This window comes from Allokutzneria albata (genome assembly GCF_900103775.1).
Lineage (GTDB): Bacteria > Actinomycetota > Actinomycetes > Mycobacteriales > Pseudonocardiaceae > Allokutzneria > Allokutzneria albata.
The window spans coordinates 1,335,365-1,352,903 of sequence record NZ_LT629701.1 but is presented as its reverse complement, the minus strand read 5'-3'; the positions used below and the strand labels follow the sequence as shown (position 1 = coordinate 1,352,903).

Genomic DNA, 17,539 nt, shown 5'->3' with positions numbered 1-17,539 from the left:
GACTGTTCACCTGTCACCCGAAGCCGTGTACGCGCCTGCGTACTGCACGCGCGCGTCCGGGCCGGGGAACAGCAGGGTGGCGCGGTCGGTGTCCACCCAGCGCACGCGGTACGGCGGTGAGCCATCGGCGTGCGGGACCTCCACGACCACCCCCTCCCTGCGCGGCTCGCCGACCCGGGTGCCCTCGACGACGATCCAGTCACCGACTTTCGCCTTCATCGCGCTTCTCCTCGGTATCGCTGCTCGACCGAACACCACTGTCACCGGGCCGGGACGAGGTTCACCAGGAGCGAAGGTGCCCCCGGTCGAGGACCTTGTGCTCTGTGGCGCCTTCCGACGCGGCCAGCGCGAAGTAGCCCTCTTCCTCTTGGGCGAAGTGCAGGGTGAGCACCGCGTCCAAGCCGTACAGCGCGGCGCAGAGCTCGCCACCGGGATCGCCCGGCTCGTCGAGCAGCCGTCCGATGCGGCGCACCAGGCGCTGGATCTCGGCGTGCCCCCTGCTCATCGTCGCGGTGCTCTCAGGACCGCCGAGCAGCGCGCCCAGCACGGGGTAGAGCTGGTTCTCCTCGGCGTTTTCGTGCGGCAGCAGCCGCTCGACGAGCAACCGGTGGGCGTGCCGGGCCGCGACCTCGGCCGCCGGCGTACGGCCGGTGCGCGCCATGTCAGCCGCGTGCCGCACCGCGAGCCGGACCTCCGCCAACCCCGGGTGCTCCGCGGCGAAGCGCAACAGCAGCCGGTCCACCTCCCGCGGTCGCCGCCGCTGGGATCGCGCGGGGACCAGCACCCGCAGCGCGTTGGCGATCACCGCCAGGTCGATGCCTTCCTGGAGCAGCGCGCCGACGGCCGGTGGAAGGAGCCCGACCGCCGCGAACCCCATAGCCGTCAGCGACAGCACCACCCCGGTCACCGCGCTCTGCAGGGCGATGCGCCGCGATCGGCGGGCGAGTTCGACGACGTCGGCCAGCCCGTCCAGCCGATCCGTGGTGAGCACCGCGTCCGCGGCCTGCGCCGACGCGGCCGATCCCCGCCCGCCCAGCGCCACGCCGACGCCCGCCGCGGCCAGGGCGGGCGCGTCGTTGAGCCCGTCGCCGACCATGACCGTGGTGGCCCGGTCCTGCTCCTGGCCGACCCGTCTCACCTTGTCCTCAGGAGTGCACCCCGCCTGGATCTCGTCGAGGTGCAGCACCTCGGCGACGTCTTGGGCGTTCTCCAGCCGGTCCCCGGTCAGCATGATTACTCGGCGCAGTCCGGCCCCGCGCAGCCTGCGGATGGTGCGCGCCGCGTCCGGCCGGACGTCGTCCCTGGCGAGCACGGCGCCCAGGGGCCGGTCGTCCTCGCTGACCCAGATCAGCGACGCGGCCGCCACCCTCGACTTGGTGATCGCACGGTCGACCCAGCCCGGCCTCTCGTGCTCGGGCAGCTCGATCCGGCCGACAGCGACCCGCCGGGCACCGACCCAGCCCGCCGCGCCGTGTCCGGCCCGCTCGCTCACCCCGGTCGCGGGTTGTGGGCGCAGGTCCATCGCCCGCCCCGCCTCCACCACCGCCCGGGCCAGCGGATGGCCCGACAGCTGTTCCACGGCGGCGGCGCTGCCCAGCACGCGCTCCACCGTCTGTCCGGGTGCGGGAACCACATCGATCACCGACGGCCGTCCCGTGGTCACCGTGCCGGTCTTGTCCAGGACCACGGTGGCGGCCTGGCCCAGCAACTCCAGCGCTGCGCCGTCGCGGACCACGACGCCCCGCCGCGCCGCCCTGGACAGGCCCGCGGTCACCGCCACGGGCACGGCGAGCAGCAACGGGCACGGAGTCGCCGTGACCAGGACCGCCACCGCGCGAACAGCGTCACCGGTCAGCAGCCAAGCCAGCCCCGCGATGACCACCGCCACGGGCAGGAACACCGCGGCGATCCGGTCGGCGAGGCGCACCACCGGCGCGCTGGCCGCCGTCGCCTGCTCGACCAGCCGGACCACACCGGCGTACGTGCTGTCGCGCGCGCTGCGGATGGCCTCCAGCTCCAGCGGGGTCCCCACGGCGAGCACACCGCTGCGCACGGGTTCACCGCGACCGCGCTCGACGACCGTCGCCTCTCCGGTCAGCGCCGACTCGTCGAGGCTGGCGTCGCCGGTGAGCCTGCCGTCGACCGGAACGATCTCCCCGGGACGCACCACCAGCAGGTCCCCGGGCCGCACCTCATCGGCCCGCACCGTGGTGACGTGGCCGTCGCGGAGGAGGTTCGCCTGGCGCGGAGCGCGATCGAGCAAGGCGCTGAGATCGCGGTGCGCCCGCCGCTGGGCCATGGTGTCCAGCGCTCTGCCCGTCGCCAGCATCACCCCGATCAACGCAGCGGCCAGGTGCTCGCCGACCGCCAGGGTGCCCACCAGCGCCAGGACGGCGAGCACGTCGGCTCCCAACCGTCCGGCACGCAGATCCTCCCAGGCCCACCACAGCGCGGGCGCCAGCGCCAGCGCTCCTCCCACTCCCCAGGCCACAGCGGCGCCCTGCCACCCCGCCCAGTACGCCACCGCGCCCAGCGCCAGCAGACCGGTCGTGGCCACCAGCAACACGATCGCGGCCACGGAAGGACCCGGACGGCTACGGCGCCGGTGAGGAAATCCCTCCACCGGCGCCGCCTCAGCCCCGTTCGTCCTCACGCCGCGTGGTGCTGCCGGTAAGCCGCGCGACTCGCCGGCAACGCCATCAACGCCGAACCGATCACCACAGCCCCGACGATCCACGACGTCCACGTGGCCGCGTTGTTCCCCGAATAGGAGAACAACCACGGCGCGACCAGCGCGACCACTCCTGCCGCCGCCATCGCCCACTCATCGATGTAGGCATCGGGCACCGCCAGCGCGACAAGGGCCAGCACGCCGATCGCCGCACCGATGAACACCATCGCCCACCGACCGGTCGTGCCCACCGTCACCCACAGCGGAGACAGCGCGAGCAGCACACCAGCCGCCAACGCCAGCCAGTCCTGAACACGAGTCCAAGGCCTCGATCGCATGTCTGTCATCCCACTCACCTCCACCACCGAGCCTTGCCCGCCGACACTCGCCACGACAGGGACCAAGGTCCGAACCCGTCGGGGCACAGAGACCACGCTTCGTCCGCCACCGTCACGAACACAGGGCCTCCGGCACCGCCGAGCGGGGCGAACGTCTCTGTGCCGTACCGCCGTGCGCGGACGACCCTCGCAGGGTGACGACGACATCGATGCAGGTGCGGCTCAACGCCCGCCTGGACGGCGAACCACGCCGCGCCCTGTGGTTGGTCAAGTGGCTGCTGCTCGTACCGCACGTGATCGTGCTGGCATTGCTGTGGCTGGCCTTCACGGCGCTCAGCGCGGTCGCCCTGGTCGCCATCCTGATCACTGAGCGGTACCCGAAGCCGATCTTCGAGTTCAACCTCGGCGTGCTGCGCTGGACCTGCCGCGTCTGGTTCTACGGCTACGGCGCGCTCGGCACCGATCGGTACCCGCCGTTCAGCCTGGGTGCGGAACCGGACTACCCGATAACCGTGGACGTCGACCGTCCCGAGCGCCTGTCGCGGGGCCTGGTGCTGGTGAAGTGGTGGTTGCTCGCGCTGCCGCACTACCTGGTGATCGCGTTCTTCGGCGGCGGTGGCGGGTACGTGCTGTGGCAGTGGGGCGAGAAGTGGTCCGGCCCCACCGGTGGTCTGATCACCTTGCTGGTGCTCTTCGCCGGTGTGGCGCTGCTGTTCACCGGCCGGTACCCGCGCGGGATCTTCGAGTTCGTGATCGGCATGAACCGATGGGTGCTGCGCGTCGGCGCCTACGCCGCGCTGATGACCGACGACTACCCGCCGTTCCGGCTGGACATCGGCGGCACGGAGCCGGCACCCCGGATCGAGCCGGACCGGCCCACGCCGTGACCGCCCCTCCGGCTGTCGCTCAGCACTCGGCCCGCCCCGTGGTGTGCGCCAAGAGGATGCGGTGCGCCTCCTGCCCGGACTTGGCGGTGCGGTCGGCCGAGGCTTCGCTGGTCGGGAGTTGTTCCAGGCCACGGGCGAGGACGCCGACGGCCTCGATCAGTGCCTCCACGTTGTCCTCGAGCGCGTCGAGGCGGCGGCGCTCCGCACTGGCGGGAGGCGGGGTCTGCGGGGTGGCGGCTTCGCCTTCGAGTTCGCCGCGCAGACTCGCCGGCATCAGGGCGAAGACGTGATTGAGCTGGCCTGGTGAGCACAACGCCTTCAGCCCCGCCGAGACCGCGCCCGCAGCGGCCGGGACCTCCGCCGGACTGATGTCGGCAGAGTGGGCGAACGCGGTGGTGAACCAGTTGACGTCGTAGCGGACGGGCCCCCTGCTGGGTGCCCAGCCGTTGTAGAAGACCCCGCACAGGACCTCGGGAAGCTGCGCGGCGAAATGCGCCGCGCTGTCGACGGTGAGCCGGTCGCGCACGAGGTGCAACCAGGCCCGCAGCACGCGGTAGGCGTAGTGACGATCCTCGGTGCCCAGGTGGTGCGCGATCGTCGACAGCCACTCCTGTGCCTTCTGGTGCGCCGGAGCGAACGGATCTGGCTGATGTGCCATCAACGTCCTCCCTCTTCGTTGTACGGTAAGGCTTTCCAGGCTCGTCCAGCGGCAGGTCACGCGACAGGGACCAAAGGCCTCAATGGACAACGCGCGGGCGGGAAGCGACCAGCCCGTGCGCGGGAGTCAGCAGACTGCTCTGCCGAGGTCACCGGGCAGAAGTCGGTTGACCCCGGAACACACCGTCCGCCCGTACATCGTCTACCGCAGTCGCGACGCCCGGTCCGTCACCGCGACCCCGCGGCCACCAGCCTCGCGCTGATGGGTTCGAGTTCGGCGATCAGCTCGTCCAGCTCGGCGGGAGAGAGGGCGTCGTACGGCGGGGCGGCGAGCTCGTCGGTGAGGGCCTCGACGCGTTGCTGGGTCTCGCGGCCGGCATCGGTGAACCGGCCGTCGGCGTCGACGAGCCCGCGCTCGCGCAAGCCGTTCACGACCGCGGCCAGCCGCTGCTTCGGCAGGTGGTGGATGCGCCCGAACGACTCCGGCGGGTGGATGCCCTGCGCGAGCGCGCTGAGCACGTGGGCCTCTGTGCCGCCGATGCGCGCTCCGACGAGAGCGGCGATGTGCCCGTCACCGCGGTGCTCGCGCAGCATGGTCGCGGAATGCCACAGCCGGGCGACCGGGTCGCTCGGCACCGCGAGCGTGCGCATCCCGGCGTACATCACCCGGCCTTCCGTGGGCGCGCTCGTCGCTGCCTTGGTGGTCAGGTCCGCGGCGCGCACCAGGCCCGGGGAGCCGGCCAGCTCCTCGCCCAGGATCCGCCGGAGGGAGGCCGCGCTGCCCCGCTCCCGCGCGGCCACGGACGCCTCCGGTGGGATCGTCTCCCACGCGCTCGGGATGTGCCGTGCCGCCTCCCCCTCGGCGAAGTTGTAGAAGGCCGCGTGCACGACCTGCGCGGGCACCCGCCCCAGCGGCGCGGCGCGGCTGGCGAAGTAGCCGTCCCAGTAGGTGCGGTGGCCGAGCGCGGCCAGCTCCTCGTTGCACTCGTCGGCGAAGTAGGTGACCAGGCAGATCGGCTCCAGGAGCTCGAACATGCGGCGGGCGGTACCAGTCATGGACCACATCGTGCCAGCGGTCGCACCCCTTGGAGCGGTACGGGCAGAGGTCTCAGCCGCGGTGGGTCCAGCCGCGTTCCACACGCTCCCACTCCGCCTCCCACATCGCCATGCGTCCGTGATCGAGGATCGCGCGCACCACGCCGTACACGAGGCCGCACGCCCCACCGACGGCGACAAGCACACCGAGGGTGACAAGGACCGACATCCACGTCAGGGCCGCACCCTCCAGAGGTGGCTGGATCGGCGTCCCCGCGGCGTCGAGCCACACCGGGACGGCAGTGCCCGCGCGAGCGCCCGTGGGTGCGAGAACCTCGCCGTGGCGCGGTGTTCCGTCCTGAGCGATCCACCGACCAGGCACCTTCGCGCCCGGGGACACGACGATCAGTTCCGAGGTGAGCACCTCCGACGGCGCGTCGTGCTCCAGCACCGCCGTGGTCCGGTACGCGGCCGTCGAGGTGCCCAGCCGTTCGTGCGCCACCGTCCCGGCGAGCAGCGCCAGCGGAACGGCGGCCAGCACGCACAGCACCAGCAGCACGACCACCGCGCTCTCGACCTGATCGGAGAACCGGCGCAACGGATTCCTGTCCAACCCCAGTTTCCTCAGCACGCGGCCCATCACGCCCTCCCTCACCGAACTCTTTGCCCCTCAAGGTTTTCGTGGTCTCCGCCGGCAACCAAGGGTCCTTGTGCCCTGGGACGGCGGCAGCAGGTCACCGAGGCTGGAACCACGAGCCGACCACAACGAGGAGGCGGCATGAGCTCGCACCGACCGACCAGCTTCGCCCACGCGGAGAACACGGCACACCACTGGCTCGCCACGATCTCCGACCACCTGGGTACCACCGATTCGCACCTGACCTACCGCTGCACCCGCGCCTGGCTGCACGCGGTCCGGGACCACCTGTCCGTGGACAGCACGGCCAAGCTCGCCGCACAGCTGCCGGAGTTGCTGCGCGGGGTGTTCTACGAGGGCTGGGACCCGAGCCGGGTGCCCACCGAGCAGGACGCGACCGGCTTCGTCACCGAGTTCGTCCTCTCGGCCCGGGTGACCACCGCGCATGCCGCGGGCACCCTCGCCGCGATCACCGCCGCGCTGCGCTCGCTGCTGGCCCCCGGCACCCTCAACCACGTGATCGCCCAGCTGCCCAAGGGAATCCGGCTCCTGGTCGACGCCGAGCCCGAGCCGCGGCGCGAACCCCCGCGGGCGCCCGGAACGCAGGAACGCCTCGAGCGACTGGAGAACGACGTGCGGGCGCTGGCCGAGGCGGTGCGGCTGCTGGCCCGCGGAGTGGACGCCACGATCGTCCCGCTGGAGCCCGTCGACGACGACGGCATGAGCCAGGCCACCCGCCAGGCCCGGCAGGTACTGCTGGCCATCGGCCGGCCCGGCCCCGCCGCGGAGCCGGTACCGGCCCGGGACGGTGCCCGGTGATCCCGTGGCACACCGGGCCGTGGGGCTGGTCCGGTACGGTTTTCATGATCGTCATGATGCTGGTGTTCTGGGGCGGCCTGCTCGCCGTCATCCTGACCGTGCTGCGGCATCCCCGGTTCACCCGGTCCCGGCTCACCGACGCGGAACGCATCCTGGCCGAGCGCCTGGCCAGGGGCGAGATCGACGAGGAGGAGTACCGGCGCCGCAAGGCGACGCTCCAGCGCTGAGGCGGAGAAGGGGCTCCCCGCGACCGGGAGCCCCTTCTGGCGACCTCGGGATCAGTCGCAGACGCTGAACGCACCGCGTCCGCGCGTCAGCACCACCGCCACCCCGGGGATGACATCGGCCAGCCGTCGCACCATCTCGCGCTCGGACTCGTCGCGGAACTCACCGGCCACCGTCACCACGGCTCCGTCCACCTCGATGTCCCACGGGCGCTCCGGCCCCCAGTAGCCGTCCAGCAGGTAGCGCACCTGCGAAGCGATTCTGTTCCCGTCCCGGGCGAGCGCACGCATGACATCGCGACGGCTCACCATCCCCAGCACCTCGCCACGGTCGGACACCACGGGGACGCTCCGCAGTCCCTTGCCGAGCATCGCGGTCGCCAGGTCGTCGACATCGGCATCCGCCCTGGTGGTGAGGACGTTCCCGGTCATCACCTCGGCCACGGTGTGCGGACGGCGGGGCCCGGGCACCAGACGGCCGCGCACGATGTCACCCTCGCTGACGATGCCGACGATCGAGCCCGCGTCGCCCACCACAGGCGCGGCGGCGATTCCCTTGCGGCTCAACACCTTCGCCGCACACAGCAACGTCACCCCTGGCGCTACGCACACCGCGGGCGAAGTCATGATCTCCAGTACGCGCACGGCTCAGCCCTCCGCCGCGTTGTTCCTGCGGGGCCGCGGCCCGGGGATCACCACAACCGGACAGAACGCTCGCCGCGCGCACGCCGAGCTGACCGAGCCGATGAACGCCTGCCGGGCCACACCGCCACGGTGCCTGCCGAGCACGAGCATCGCCGCGTCCTGCGCGACCTCGATCAGCACATTCGCGGGCGTGCCCGGGATGCACTCCTGCACGATCTCCGGGATGCCCTCCATCCCCTCGGTGACGGCGCAGACCTCCTGGCGCAGCAAGGCCCGCGCTTGCTCGTGCATCTGCCGGACCGAACCCAGCAGCACATCGTTGACCGGGGTGTGCGCCCACACGTGTATGGCCTGCACGGGGCAACCCCGCCGCCGAGCCTCCTCGACCGCCCACGCCAGCGCGCGCCGGCCCAGTTCGCCGCCGTCGACCCCCACCACGATCGGAGCCGTGTTCCGCTGTGCCATCGTCGGTCACCTCCCGTCGTCTCACCACCGACGCTAGAGAGCGCTCGCCTCGGTGGGGAGGGCACGAAGTCCCGCGTCGCCCGTCGGAAGTACCGTCCACAAGGGACAGGGACTTTCGACCCTGACCACGCGGTTGGCGCGCTGGGTACCGTGCCGATAAAGGTCCAGTCAGCGGCACGGACATGAGCAAGGGAGAACGCCATGCGCGCCGAAGACCTGATGTCCAGTCCCGCCATCACCGTGCGGCCCGAAACCCCGGTCCTGGCCGCGGCCGCGCTGCTGACCGCGCACGGTTTCACCCTCCTGCCCGTGACCAGCCACAGTGGACAGTTGCTCGGCGTCGTCGACGAGGCCGAGCTGCTCCGGCAAGGCGACGAGGGCTTGGTCGGTCACGTGATGACCGCTCCCGTGCCCAGCGTCGGGCGGGGCGCGAGTGCCGCCGAGGTGGCCGAAGCCCTCCTCGGCGACGGCGTCCGGGCCGTCCCCGTGACCGACGGGACCAAGGTCGTCGGCGTCATCACGCGGCGGGACCTACTCCGCTCTTGGGTTCGTTCAGCGCTCGGCTGATCGCCCCCGTGCCCGAGATCCTGCGCCCCCGCAGGATCTCGGGCACGATCACGACGAAGCTCTGGTGCGCTCCCGGTGCCCACGTGCACAGCCCCAGCCTCGCCAGCGCCTTCCATTCACCCGCGTCGTACACCACCCGGGCGTAGCCGATCGCGGTGACGCTCCAGCCGGTCCGCGTGCCCGAGTCGACGTCGTCGACCTCGAAGGCGACGACGGCGTTGCGGACGGCCGCGGCCAGTTTGCCGCCCTGACCGGTCCGGAAGACGATGGCGCCGTTGTGCAGCAAGAAGTTCACCGGGACCACCGCGGGCAGCGCCTCGTCGGTGTAGGCGATCCGGCCGATCTCGGCCGAGCCGAGCAACCGCAGGCACTCGGCCGGTTCCAGGATTTCCAGGTTCATCGCGTTCTTCTTCCAGTCGTGACGCAAGCCGGCGCCGTGCGAGGCACCGGCGTTGTCGTCCGTGCGAGCCTTCAGGCCAGCCATCCGTGCCGCCGCACCAGCTCACGCGATTCCCAGGCTCGGCCCAGCCCCCACGTGGTGCCCGCGTGGGTGGCGGCGAGCGCGATCAGCACCAGCGCGTAGATCACGTGGTAGTCGACCAGCGGATTGGTCGAGCCGCTCGGCGCGCCGGTGGCGGTCACCTGCGCGAGCGGCCACTCGGCCACCCACATCAGCAGCATCATCACCGTCCCGGCGACCGCGGCCACCCGCAGTCCCACGCCCAGCAGCACGGCGACGCCGACCCCGGCCAAACCGAGCATGAACAGCCAGTCCGCCCACCACGCTCCCGCGATCCCGCGCAACGCGGACTGGAACGGGCCGGTGTCGACCCGGCCCAGGTAGCCAGCCGTCGGTGAACCGCCCGACAACCACGCCTTCGCCGAGGGCGTGGCGTAGCCCAAGCCGAACAGCTTGTCGACGAACGCCCACAGGAACAGGAACCCGGTTGCGATGCGCAGCACCGCCAACGCCTTCTCGGCCGGGCTGGTGTCGTGGAAGGGGGCTCGGCTTGGCCTGCGGGTGGTGTTGTTCTGCGTGGACATGGTTTCCTCCTGTCGTCTCCAGCAGTCTCGCCAGGGATGAAGACGGGCCGCGCGGGCCGAAAGTCCTTATCCACGAGGGCTTCCGGGCATACCCGGATAGTCCGGCCGAGGGGGAAGCGCCGTGTCGCAGGCGAGCGACGCTGACGTCGCGGAACTTCCGATGGGAGCCGACGTCCGGGATCTCGGCCTGCTCAGTTCAGGCCGTTCCAGAAGCCGAGCTTGTGCTGGGCCGGGTAGTCGGCCCGGGTGATGCCGTTCGCCCCGGGCGCGAGGCTCTGGACGTACTCTCCGGGCCCGAAAGGAGCCCACTTCGGCAGGCCGCTGCCGTTCGGGTCGGCGGCGCGGGCGAAGTTGGCCCAGTAGCGCATCATCGCCGAGGACAGCGCGCGTTGCCCAGGGGTGCTCGCGCGGTGGAACTCGGCGTCGGGGAACAGGTACGGCACGTCGGCGGCGTGGTACGCGCCGGCGGTGAAGCCCTGCGGCAGGGGCAGGTACATCGGCGCGTTGCGGTCGGCGAAGGTGTAGAAGAAGGTCCGCGCGCTCCTGGCGAACAGCTGGGCCTGTTCGAAGTTCGACCGCGCCCACATCCGATCGGTCAGCACGGCCGACCAGGCCAGGCTCGGCGACGCGTAGTCCGCGAGCGGGTACTTCGCCAGAACCTCCTCCGCCTTGGCTCCGAACGCCTCGGCGAGCAGGCGCGGGTACTCCTGCTCGGTGACCGGGCTGCCGAGCATGTCGTGGAACAGCCCGACGAGGAGGCTGTGCTCGTCACGCGTGGTCCCGGTGATCACGGGAATTCGCTGCGCCCTGCCCTCTCGCAGCACCTTCGCGGGGAGTTCCGGCAGCACCGAACTGCCGAACGCGAAGGGCTGGAACGACCTCATGTGCGGTACCAACGCCGAGACCGGCAGCGAGCGGAGGCAGTCCAGCACACGAGCGCTGTCAGCGCAGCCCAGTTCCCGCGCCAGACGCACGCTTTCGGTCTCGGCGTCCTGCAGTGCCCGCCACCCGAACCACTCGACCGCCGGGACGCCCGTCATCATCGCCCCGGCCGGCAGGTCCATCAGCCCGAAGCCGCTCTGCACGATCGCCTTGTCGAACAAGCCTTTCGCGCTCGGCGAGGTGAGGTGGGCGGTGGTGGACTGGGCCCCGTAGGACTCGCCGAACAGCGTCACGTTGCCGGCGTCGCCACCGAAGTCGCGGATGTTCTCCCGCACCCAGCGCAGCGCGGCCTGCTGGTCCTGCAATCCGAACGAACCGGAGTCGGCCAGCCCGGGGTGGGCGAACCCACCGAAGATCCCCAAGCGGTAGTTCACCGTCACCACGACCACATCTCCGGCCGTGGCCAGCGATCGGGCGTCGAAGTGGCTACCGGCACCGACAACGCCGTCACCGTGGATCCAGACCATGGTGGGCTTGGGTGTTCTCCTGGTCGCCGAGCGCGGCGCGGTCACGTTGAGGAACAGGCAGTCCTCGACGGAGCTCGTGGAGTCGGCGTACTCGGTGGCCTCCTGCGGGCACGGCGATCCGGGCTTCGTCGCGTCGCGGACCTCCTGCCACTTCTCCGCCGGGCGCGGGGATGCCCAGCGCAGCGGGCCGACGGGTGGAGCAGCGTACGGGATGCCTTGGAAGAGACGGTGTTCAGCGGTGACCGTGCCACGGAGCGCGCCGTTCGCGGTCCGGACCAGCTCACCGGCGTCGTCAATCCGAACGGACGTGGCGCAGCCAGTGGCCAGCAGCGCCCCGACGGACAACACAGACAGGGATTTGCGCATCAGAGTCACTCGACAATGAGATTCCAGAGCAGTGCACCGCGGACAGGGAAGTTGGGCTCCGCGCGCGGAGTGCACGGCCTCTCCCCTGAGAGCAGAAAGTCCCTACGGGCAAACGACCAGAGGCTCCCGAGCCATCGGTCAGCCCACGGTGACCACCCGCGCCCACGGTGGCGGTGTGCCGGGATCGTAGTCGGGGTTGTCCTCACCCGATGGGCGCTGCCGGGGGAACAGGCCCACAACCGTCCGGCAGGGCGGCCTCGCGTGCGGCCAGGGTGTCTGTCCGTCGGTCAGGGCGACGATCACGTCGGGGCGGAGGCCGGTGCGCAGGGCCGTGGCGAAGCCGGTGCGCAGGTCCGTGCCGCCACCACCCACCAAGGTGATCCCCTCGGTGCGGCACAGCGGATGCGTGACGTGGGCGGCGGCGTCGCACGACAGCACCGAGACGAGATCACGTCGCCCGCCGACCGCGCGGACGATCGCGGCGATCTCGACGATGGCGCTTCCCAGCTCGGCGTCGCTCACCGATGCGGAGGTGTCGACGATCACGCAGACGCGAGGCGGCCTGCGCCGCAGGCTCGGCATGATCACCCCGGGCAGACCGGCCGACCTGCGCGAAGGGCGTCCGTAGGTGTAGTCCTCCCCGACCCCGGGGGCGGAAACCGCCGTGCGGACCGCCGCCCCCAACAGTTCCCGCCACGGCTGGGGCGGCTGGAACGCCTCCTCCGCCCACCGCCGCCAACCCTGCGGGACGTCACCAGGACGCGCAGTGATGCCCTGTGCCACCCGGAACCGGACGGCATCCCGTTCCTGTTCGGTGAGCCCGTGCGCGCCGTCTGCTCCGAGATCCCACTCCCGGTCCAGCCCGTCGGCCCCGCTTCCGCAGTCCAGCCAGGCGTACTCGTCGGTGTGCTGCCCGAGCCGGAACTGACGCAGGTAGTCCTCCATCAGCTGCCCCTCGGGCAACCTGAGCAGCGCCGGGTCGACGGCCCCCTTGGGCCGTGCCAGCCCCTCGCCGAAGACGTCGTCGTTGATCTCGCAGTCCGCGGCGATGTTCATCCGCAACCGCTCCCCCGGACCGGTCAGCTCGTGCGCCGCCGCGAACCGGTCGCTGCGCCCGTGGTGGTCGCGCAGCAGGTGGGAAACCTCGTGCACCCAGACGCCGGCCAGCTCCTCCAACGGGGTGCGGTCCACGAACACCGGTGAGACGTAGCAACGCCAGTGCCGGTCCACGGCCATCGTCGGCACTCGCCGCGATTCCACGGTGTGCAAGGCGAACAACGCCGTCGCCAAGTACGGACGGCACCGGACCGCGTGCAACCGGGCGGCGAACAGCTTCTCCTCGTCGAGGCTCCCCTGCGTCATCGGCGGGCACCCGCAAGTCGGTCCGCTCGCTGCGACAGCGACACCGCTCCCGCCAACCGCTCGATCGCCGCCGGAACCCGCCAGTCCTCGCGGCGCAGCGCGGCGAGCGTCGACGCCGGTACCACCACCAGGTCCGGTGCCCCTGTTTCCAGGGCCTGAACCAGCAATGACCACGCCGCGTCCCAGCGGGACTGCTCCGGTCGCTTGCGCACCGCCTCCACCACGCCGTCGAGCACCGTCTGGCGCAGATCGCCGCGCTCGGGCAGGACCGCCGCCGCCGGATTCGCCAGCAGCACCTCGGGATCCGGCAGGTCCATCCGATCCAGACCGGCCAGCAACTCCAACCCCGGCCCGTCCCCCACAGCACCGCGCACCAGCATCGACAGCACCTCCCGGGAAGCGTCTGCGGCGGTGGCGAAAGCAACCAGGCGCAGCGTCATCTCCCAACTGCGCGGCGAAGGCCACGCACCGCCGCGACGCGCTTCGTTCTTCGGCAGTCGATGCACGAGCCCGGGACGGGCGGCCAGGAGTTCGCACACGGCCCGGCGCGCGAACGCCACGGCTTCCGGCAGCTTCCCCGGTGCGAGCTTCGGCAACACCGCCTTCGGCCACGTCCCACCCAGCCCGCGCACCACGACCTCGTGGTCGTAGCTCCACTGCAGATGGACGAACCGGTTGGCCAGCGGTGGACTCAGCTCCCAACCATCAGCCGCGGAGGAACGCGGGTTGGCCGCGGCCACGATCCGGACACCCGGCGGAAGCGTCAACGCACCGACCCGCCGCTCCAGCACGACGCGCAGCAGCGCGGCCTGAACGGCAGGCGGCGCGGTGGACAGCTCGTCCAGGAACAACAATCCTTCGCCCGCCCGGACCAGGCGCACAGCCCAATCCGGCGGAGCCATCGGAACACCTTGCTCGGCCGGATCGTCACCGACCACTGGCAGGCCGGAGAAATCCGACGGCTCGTGCACGCTCGCGATCACCGTGGTCAGCGGCAGTTCGAGCGCGGCGGCGAGCTGGTCGAGGGCCGCGGTCTTGCCGATCCCCGGTTCACCCCACAGCAGCACCGGCAGGTCCGCGGACACGGCCAGCGTCAGGGCTTCCAACTGGGTGTCGGCGCGCGGCTCGGTGGTCGAATCGTTCAGCAGGGCAAGCAGGTCGGCGGCGACGTCCAGCGGCCGGACATGGGGCACAGCGGTGGCAAGAGGCACAGTTGATCACCTTGTGGTCGAGTCGGGGCCCGGCGTCGGCCAGGCGAGGAAGTGATGTGCGCGGTCAGCGCGAGGTCGCGTGCCGCAGGCGGGCACGGACCCGACTTCGTCTGTCCTGAATGGACAGATGTGATCCGAGTCCGGTCAGCCCGGTCCGGTACAGCCCGTGAAGCACCTTGCGGCGCAACGCTTTCTCCAGCTCGTCGCGCAGCGCGCCGCCGCGCAGGAGCACGTCCGGTCCGAGCAGGTCTTCGACAGCGGCGAGAGCACCCGCGGTGTCGCCGTGGTCCAGCCGGGCGCGAATGTCGACGAGGTCCTCCGGACGCCGGTGTGCCTCGTCGATCGCTTGCAGGCACGGCAGTGCGGGACCGCCCAACGCGACCAGCAGCTCCTCGCGGCGTGTCTCGTCGGGATCGTGGTCCAGCGGTGCGAGCACCCCGTCCACCACGTCGATGCGATGCGTGGCGCCACGACACTCGACGAGGCGCGAGTTCCCTGAGCTGCCAGGGCTTCCTGGCACACCGCCGGACCGATGGCCTGGTACGAGCGCCGCCGCGACAAGCGGGTGCAGCCGATCGGCGTCGATCAGCCCCGCGTGAAGCAGCTCCACGTCGGGCGGAACCCACGTCGCCGCGTCCGGCAGAACCGGCCGCGCCCCGGTACAACCTCTCGGCGGAGCCTCAGTGACCCTGGGTTCGGACTGCAGGTTCAGCACCAGTCGACGCCGGGAACTAAGTCGCACCACGACGGTGCGCTCCGCGCATTCGTCCGCGCGCAGCACCAACTCGGCCTCAGCCGCCCACCGGTGCACGGCGAGATCGCTGTCCTGGGGCCAGAATCCGACTCCCGACCGCTCCCCCAGTTCACCGGCTCTGCGCGCGTCCCACAAGTGACGGTGCAGATCGAGGCGGAACCGCCGATCGGGATGGGGATGCGGATGCGCGCCTGCTCCGGCCTTGGGCCGGGACGGCTCCCACAGCGCGAGGCTGATGCGCTGACCGGCACCCGCCCACGCCGGTGGTGTTCGCGCCACCAGGTGTATCGCGTCGCAACTGCCGGTCGGCGGGCGGTACGGGGCCAGGGAGACGGTGAGTCCCGGGCGCAGCAGGCCATCCGGTCCGATTCGCGGGAAATGCCAGCGCAGCAGGTCAGGAGCCAGATGACGCAGATCAGCGCGGACCTGCGCGGCGAGCTCCTGACCATGGGTGCGCCCCACGGCTCGCAGATTCAGATCCACATCGACGCGCGCGGCGGCACAGGCCCCGGCCCAGTCACCCGCCACCCTGCGGGCGGTCGCTGACTCGATCATCGACGGCGGCACGGCGAACTCTCGCACGCGCGACCAGAGAAGAAGACGGAAGTTCTCATCCGCGGTCAAAGGGTGCATCAGCACTCACCTTTGGCGAACGGAACCCCCGATCTGCACAAGTAGGTAACCATCGCGGCGAGCGTAGCAGCATCGGCGCGGAGCGGGAGCCCGGTTCGAAGAACCTCGGCCTCGACGGCACGCGGACCGCACGAGGTCACCCCTCGTGCGGTCCACAGTGGACAGCCGAACTAGTGGTGCGCCAGGACGGGAACCTGCTCCTCGGCGGCCTCCGGGCGCGTCCTGCGCAGCGCGACCATGCCGACCACCGCGAACACCACGACGATCGCGGCCCCGACACCGGCGACGGTGTGCAGTCCGGCCGAGAAGGCCTCCCTCGCGGTGGCAAGCACACCCTCGGCCAGCGGAGCGGGCAACGTGCCCGCCGCCTGCAGGGCACCAGCCATGCTGTCCGTCGCCAGTGCGGCGGCCTCGGCCGGAACCTGCGCGGGCACGACGATCTGGTCCCGGAAGACGGCCGTGCCCACGCTGCCGAACACCGCGATCCCCATGGCGATCCCGAACTCCGCGCTGGTCTCCGACATCGCCGAAGCCGCACCGGCCTTCTGCGGCGGAACCGAGCTCACCACCATCTCCGTGCACAACACGCCCTGCGGACCCATCCCGAACCCGGCGATCGACATGCCCACCACCACGAACGCCACCCCGCCGGTCGCGGTGGCCTGCGTGAACAGCACGATCCCGCCCGCCGCGACCAGCATCCCGAAACCGAGCACGAACTCCGGCCGGAACCGCTGCGCCAGCCGCGGGGCGATCAGCGATCCGACCACCACCGCACCGGCCTGCGGCACCAGCCAGAGCCCCGCCTCCACCGCGGTCAGCCCGGCGACCATCTGCAGGTACTGGCTGACCAGAAGGAAGACACCGCCCATCGTGACCGCGCCGACCAGCGTGATGCTCACCGCCGCGCTGAACGCCCGCACCCGGAACAGCCGCAGGTCCAGCATCGGGTCGGCCAGACCGCGCTGACGGCGGACGAACACCACCCCGACCGCCACGCCCACGGCGAGCACGACCGCGTTCAGCACCGACACGCCGTCCTTGGCGGTCTCCTTGAGGGCGTAGACGATCGGCAGGATCGCGCCCAGCGACAGCGCCACGCTCGCCGGATCGAGCCGCCCCGCCGCGGTGTCGCGGTACTCCGGCAGCAGCTTCGGCGCGGTGGCCAGCAGCAGGACCATGACCGGTACGGCCATCAGGAACACCGAGCCCCACCGGAAGTGCTCCAGCAGCACGCCGCCGACCACCGGCCCGATCACCATGCCGCCCATGAAGCAGCTCATCCACACCGCGATCGCGGTCCCGCGCTGCTTCGCGTCCTGGAACATGTTGCTGATCAGCGCCAACGTCGACGGCATCAACGTCGCCCCGGCGACCCCGAGCACCGCGCGCGCCCCGATCAGCATCTCCGGACTGGTGCTCACGGCCGCCACGACCGACGCCACGCCGAAGGCGGCACCGCCGGCCATCAGCAGTCTCCGCCTGCCGAACCGATCGCCCAGGGTGCCCATCGTGACCAGGAACCCGGCGATCATGAAGCCGTAGATGTCGATGATCCACAGCAGTTGCGTGCTGCTCGGCCGCAGATCGGCGGCCAGGTGCGGGACCGCCAGGTGCAGCACGCTCATGTCCAGCGACAACAGCAGTGTCGGCAGCGCCAGCACTGCCAGCCCCCACCACTCGCGTCGGCCTGCCCTCATCGTCATCTCCCGAGGTGTCGATCGTCTCCTGTCACCCCTGCGTCGAACCGGGCGGGCCCAAATCGACATCGGTGCCCGAACCAGTCGAAAGAACTTCCGCCGGTGCGTGCTCCAC

At 71.3% G+C, this 17,539-nt stretch carries 19 protein-coding genes; 4 read left to right on the top strand and 15 right to left on the bottom strand.

Annotated elements, in window-relative coordinates; translation table 11 throughout:
• Positions 1-6: 6 nt before the first annotated feature.
• The 3 genes from BLT28_RS05875 to BLT28_RS40790 all read right to left on the bottom strand — a co-directional run bounded on the left by BLT28_RS05875 (position 7) and on the right by BLT28_RS40790 (position 3,009).
• Complete coding sequence (locus BLT28_RS05875) at positions 7-219, bottom strand: DUF1918 domain-containing protein (RefSeq protein WP_030432427.1); 213 nt, start codon at positions 217-219, stop codon at positions 7-9.
• 61 nt (positions 220-280) lie between these two features.
• On the bottom strand, positions 281-2,578 hold the full coding sequence (locus BLT28_RS05870) for a heavy metal translocating P-type ATPase (protein ID WP_063766674.1): 2,298 nt from the start codon (positions 2,576-2,578) through the stop codon (positions 281-283).
• A gap of 71 nt (positions 2,579-2,649) precedes the next feature.
• The gene (locus tag BLT28_RS40790) at positions 2,650-3,009 is read right to left on the bottom strand and encodes an SPW repeat domain-containing protein (protein WP_162184915.1); all 360 of its coding nucleotides are present in this window, start codon (positions 3,007-3,009) and stop codon (positions 2,650-2,652) included.
• A gap of 194 nt (positions 3,010-3,203) precedes the next feature.
• Between BLT28_RS40790 and BLT28_RS05860 the strand changes: the two genes are divergently transcribed.
• A complete protein-coding gene (locus tag BLT28_RS05860; RefSeq protein ID WP_030432424.1) occupies positions 3,204-3,896 on the top strand; it encodes a DUF4389 domain-containing protein in 693 nt (230 codons plus the stop codon).
• 19 nt (positions 3,897-3,915) lie between these two features.
• Here BLT28_RS05860 and BLT28_RS05855 read toward each other — a convergent pair whose 3' ends face one another.
• The 3 genes from BLT28_RS05855 to BLT28_RS39855 all read right to left on the bottom strand — a co-directional run bounded on the left by BLT28_RS05855 (position 3,916) and on the right by BLT28_RS39855 (position 6,228).
• Entirely contained in the window at positions 3,916-4,554 is a 639-nt protein-coding gene (locus BLT28_RS05855; RefSeq protein ID WP_030432423.1) for a DUF2267 domain-containing protein, read from the bottom strand.
• 227 nt (positions 4,555-4,781) lie between these two features.
• The gene (locus BLT28_RS05850) at positions 4,782-5,609 is read right to left on the bottom strand and encodes an SCO6745 family protein (RefSeq protein WP_030432422.1); all 828 of its coding nucleotides are present in this window, start codon (positions 5,607-5,609) and stop codon (positions 4,782-4,784) included.
• Between the two features lie 52 nt (positions 5,610-5,661).
• Positions 5,662-6,228, bottom strand: a complete 567-nt coding sequence (locus tag BLT28_RS39855) for an Rv1733c family protein (protein WP_030432421.1) — start codon at positions 6,226-6,228, stop codon at positions 5,662-5,664.
• A gap of 138 nt (positions 6,229-6,366) precedes the next feature.
• Between BLT28_RS39855 and BLT28_RS39850 the strand changes: the two genes are divergently transcribed.
• Positions 6,367-7,044, top strand: a complete 678-nt coding sequence (locus BLT28_RS39850; RefSeq protein ID WP_052407940.1) for a DUF2267 domain-containing protein — start codon at positions 6,367-6,369, stop codon at positions 7,042-7,044.
• Positions 7,045-7,088: 44 nt separating this feature from the next.
• Positions 7,089-7,271, top strand: coding sequence for an SHOCT domain-containing protein (locus BLT28_RS05840; protein WP_052407953.1), 183 nt, complete (start codon positions 7,089-7,091; stop codon positions 7,269-7,271).
• Positions 7,272-7,322: 51 nt separating this feature from the next.
• Here BLT28_RS05840 and BLT28_RS05835 read toward each other — a convergent pair whose 3' ends face one another.
• Positions 7,323-7,913 carry a CBS domain-containing protein gene (locus BLT28_RS05835; RefSeq protein WP_063766673.1) on the bottom strand — a complete coding sequence of 197 codons (591 nt, stop codon included), beginning with the start codon at positions 7,911-7,913 and terminating at the stop codon, positions 7,323-7,325.
• Positions 7,914-7,916: 3 nt separating this feature from the next.
• Positions 7,917-8,378 (bottom strand): universal stress protein, encoded by a 462-nt coding sequence (locus BLT28_RS05830; protein WP_043813382.1) that lies wholly within the window; start codon positions 8,376-8,378, stop codon positions 7,917-7,919.
• 201 nt (positions 8,379-8,579) lie between these two features.
• On the opposite strand from BLT28_RS05830, the gene BLT28_RS05825 reads away from it, so the two are divergent.
• Positions 8,580-8,945 (top strand): CBS domain-containing protein, encoded by a 366-nt coding sequence (locus tag BLT28_RS05825; protein ID WP_052407938.1) that lies wholly within the window; start codon positions 8,580-8,582, stop codon positions 8,943-8,945.
• On the opposite strand, the gene BLT28_RS05820 is transcribed toward BLT28_RS05825, so the two are convergent.
• The 7 genes from BLT28_RS05820 to BLT28_RS05790 all read right to left on the bottom strand — a co-directional run bounded on the left by BLT28_RS05820 (position 8,896) and on the right by BLT28_RS05790 (position 17,424).
• Positions 8,896-9,429, bottom strand: a complete 534-nt coding sequence (locus BLT28_RS05820) for a pyridoxamine 5'-phosphate oxidase family protein (RefSeq protein WP_197683979.1) — start codon at positions 9,427-9,429, stop codon at positions 8,896-8,898. The genes BLT28_RS05825 and BLT28_RS05820 overlap by 50 nt on opposite strands.
• Positions 9,417-9,989 (bottom strand): DoxX family protein, encoded by a 573-nt coding sequence (locus BLT28_RS05815; protein WP_030432414.1) that lies wholly within the window; start codon positions 9,987-9,989, stop codon positions 9,417-9,419. Before BLT28_RS05815 ends, BLT28_RS05820 begins: the two co-directional genes overlap by 13 nt.
• Positions 9,990-10,180: 191 nt before the next feature.
• The gene (locus BLT28_RS05810; protein WP_172806503.1) at positions 10,181-11,764 is read right to left on the bottom strand and encodes a carboxylesterase/lipase family protein; all 1,584 of its coding nucleotides are present in this window, start codon (positions 11,762-11,764) and stop codon (positions 10,181-10,183) included.
• Between the two features lie 138 nt (positions 11,765-11,902).
• The gene (locus BLT28_RS05805; RefSeq protein ID WP_030432412.1) at positions 11,903-13,126 is read right to left on the bottom strand and encodes a vWA domain-containing protein; all 1,224 of its coding nucleotides are present in this window, start codon (positions 13,124-13,126) and stop codon (positions 11,903-11,905) included.
• Entirely contained in the window at positions 13,123-14,337 is a 1,215-nt protein-coding gene (locus tag BLT28_RS05800) for an AAA family ATPase (RefSeq protein WP_052407937.1), read from the bottom strand. Before BLT28_RS05800 ends, BLT28_RS05805 begins: the two co-directional genes overlap by 4 nt.
• A gap of 64 nt (positions 14,338-14,401) precedes the next feature.
• Positions 14,402-15,724, bottom strand: coding sequence for a hypothetical protein (locus BLT28_RS05795; RefSeq protein WP_030432410.1), 1,323 nt, complete (start codon positions 15,722-15,724; stop codon positions 14,402-14,404).
• 170 nt (positions 15,725-15,894) lie between these two features.
• The gene (locus BLT28_RS05790) at positions 15,895-17,424 is read right to left on the bottom strand and encodes an MFS transporter (RefSeq protein WP_081900683.1); all 1,530 of its coding nucleotides are present in this window, start codon (positions 17,422-17,424) and stop codon (positions 15,895-15,897) included.
• Positions 17,425-17,539 lie beyond the last annotated feature (115 nt).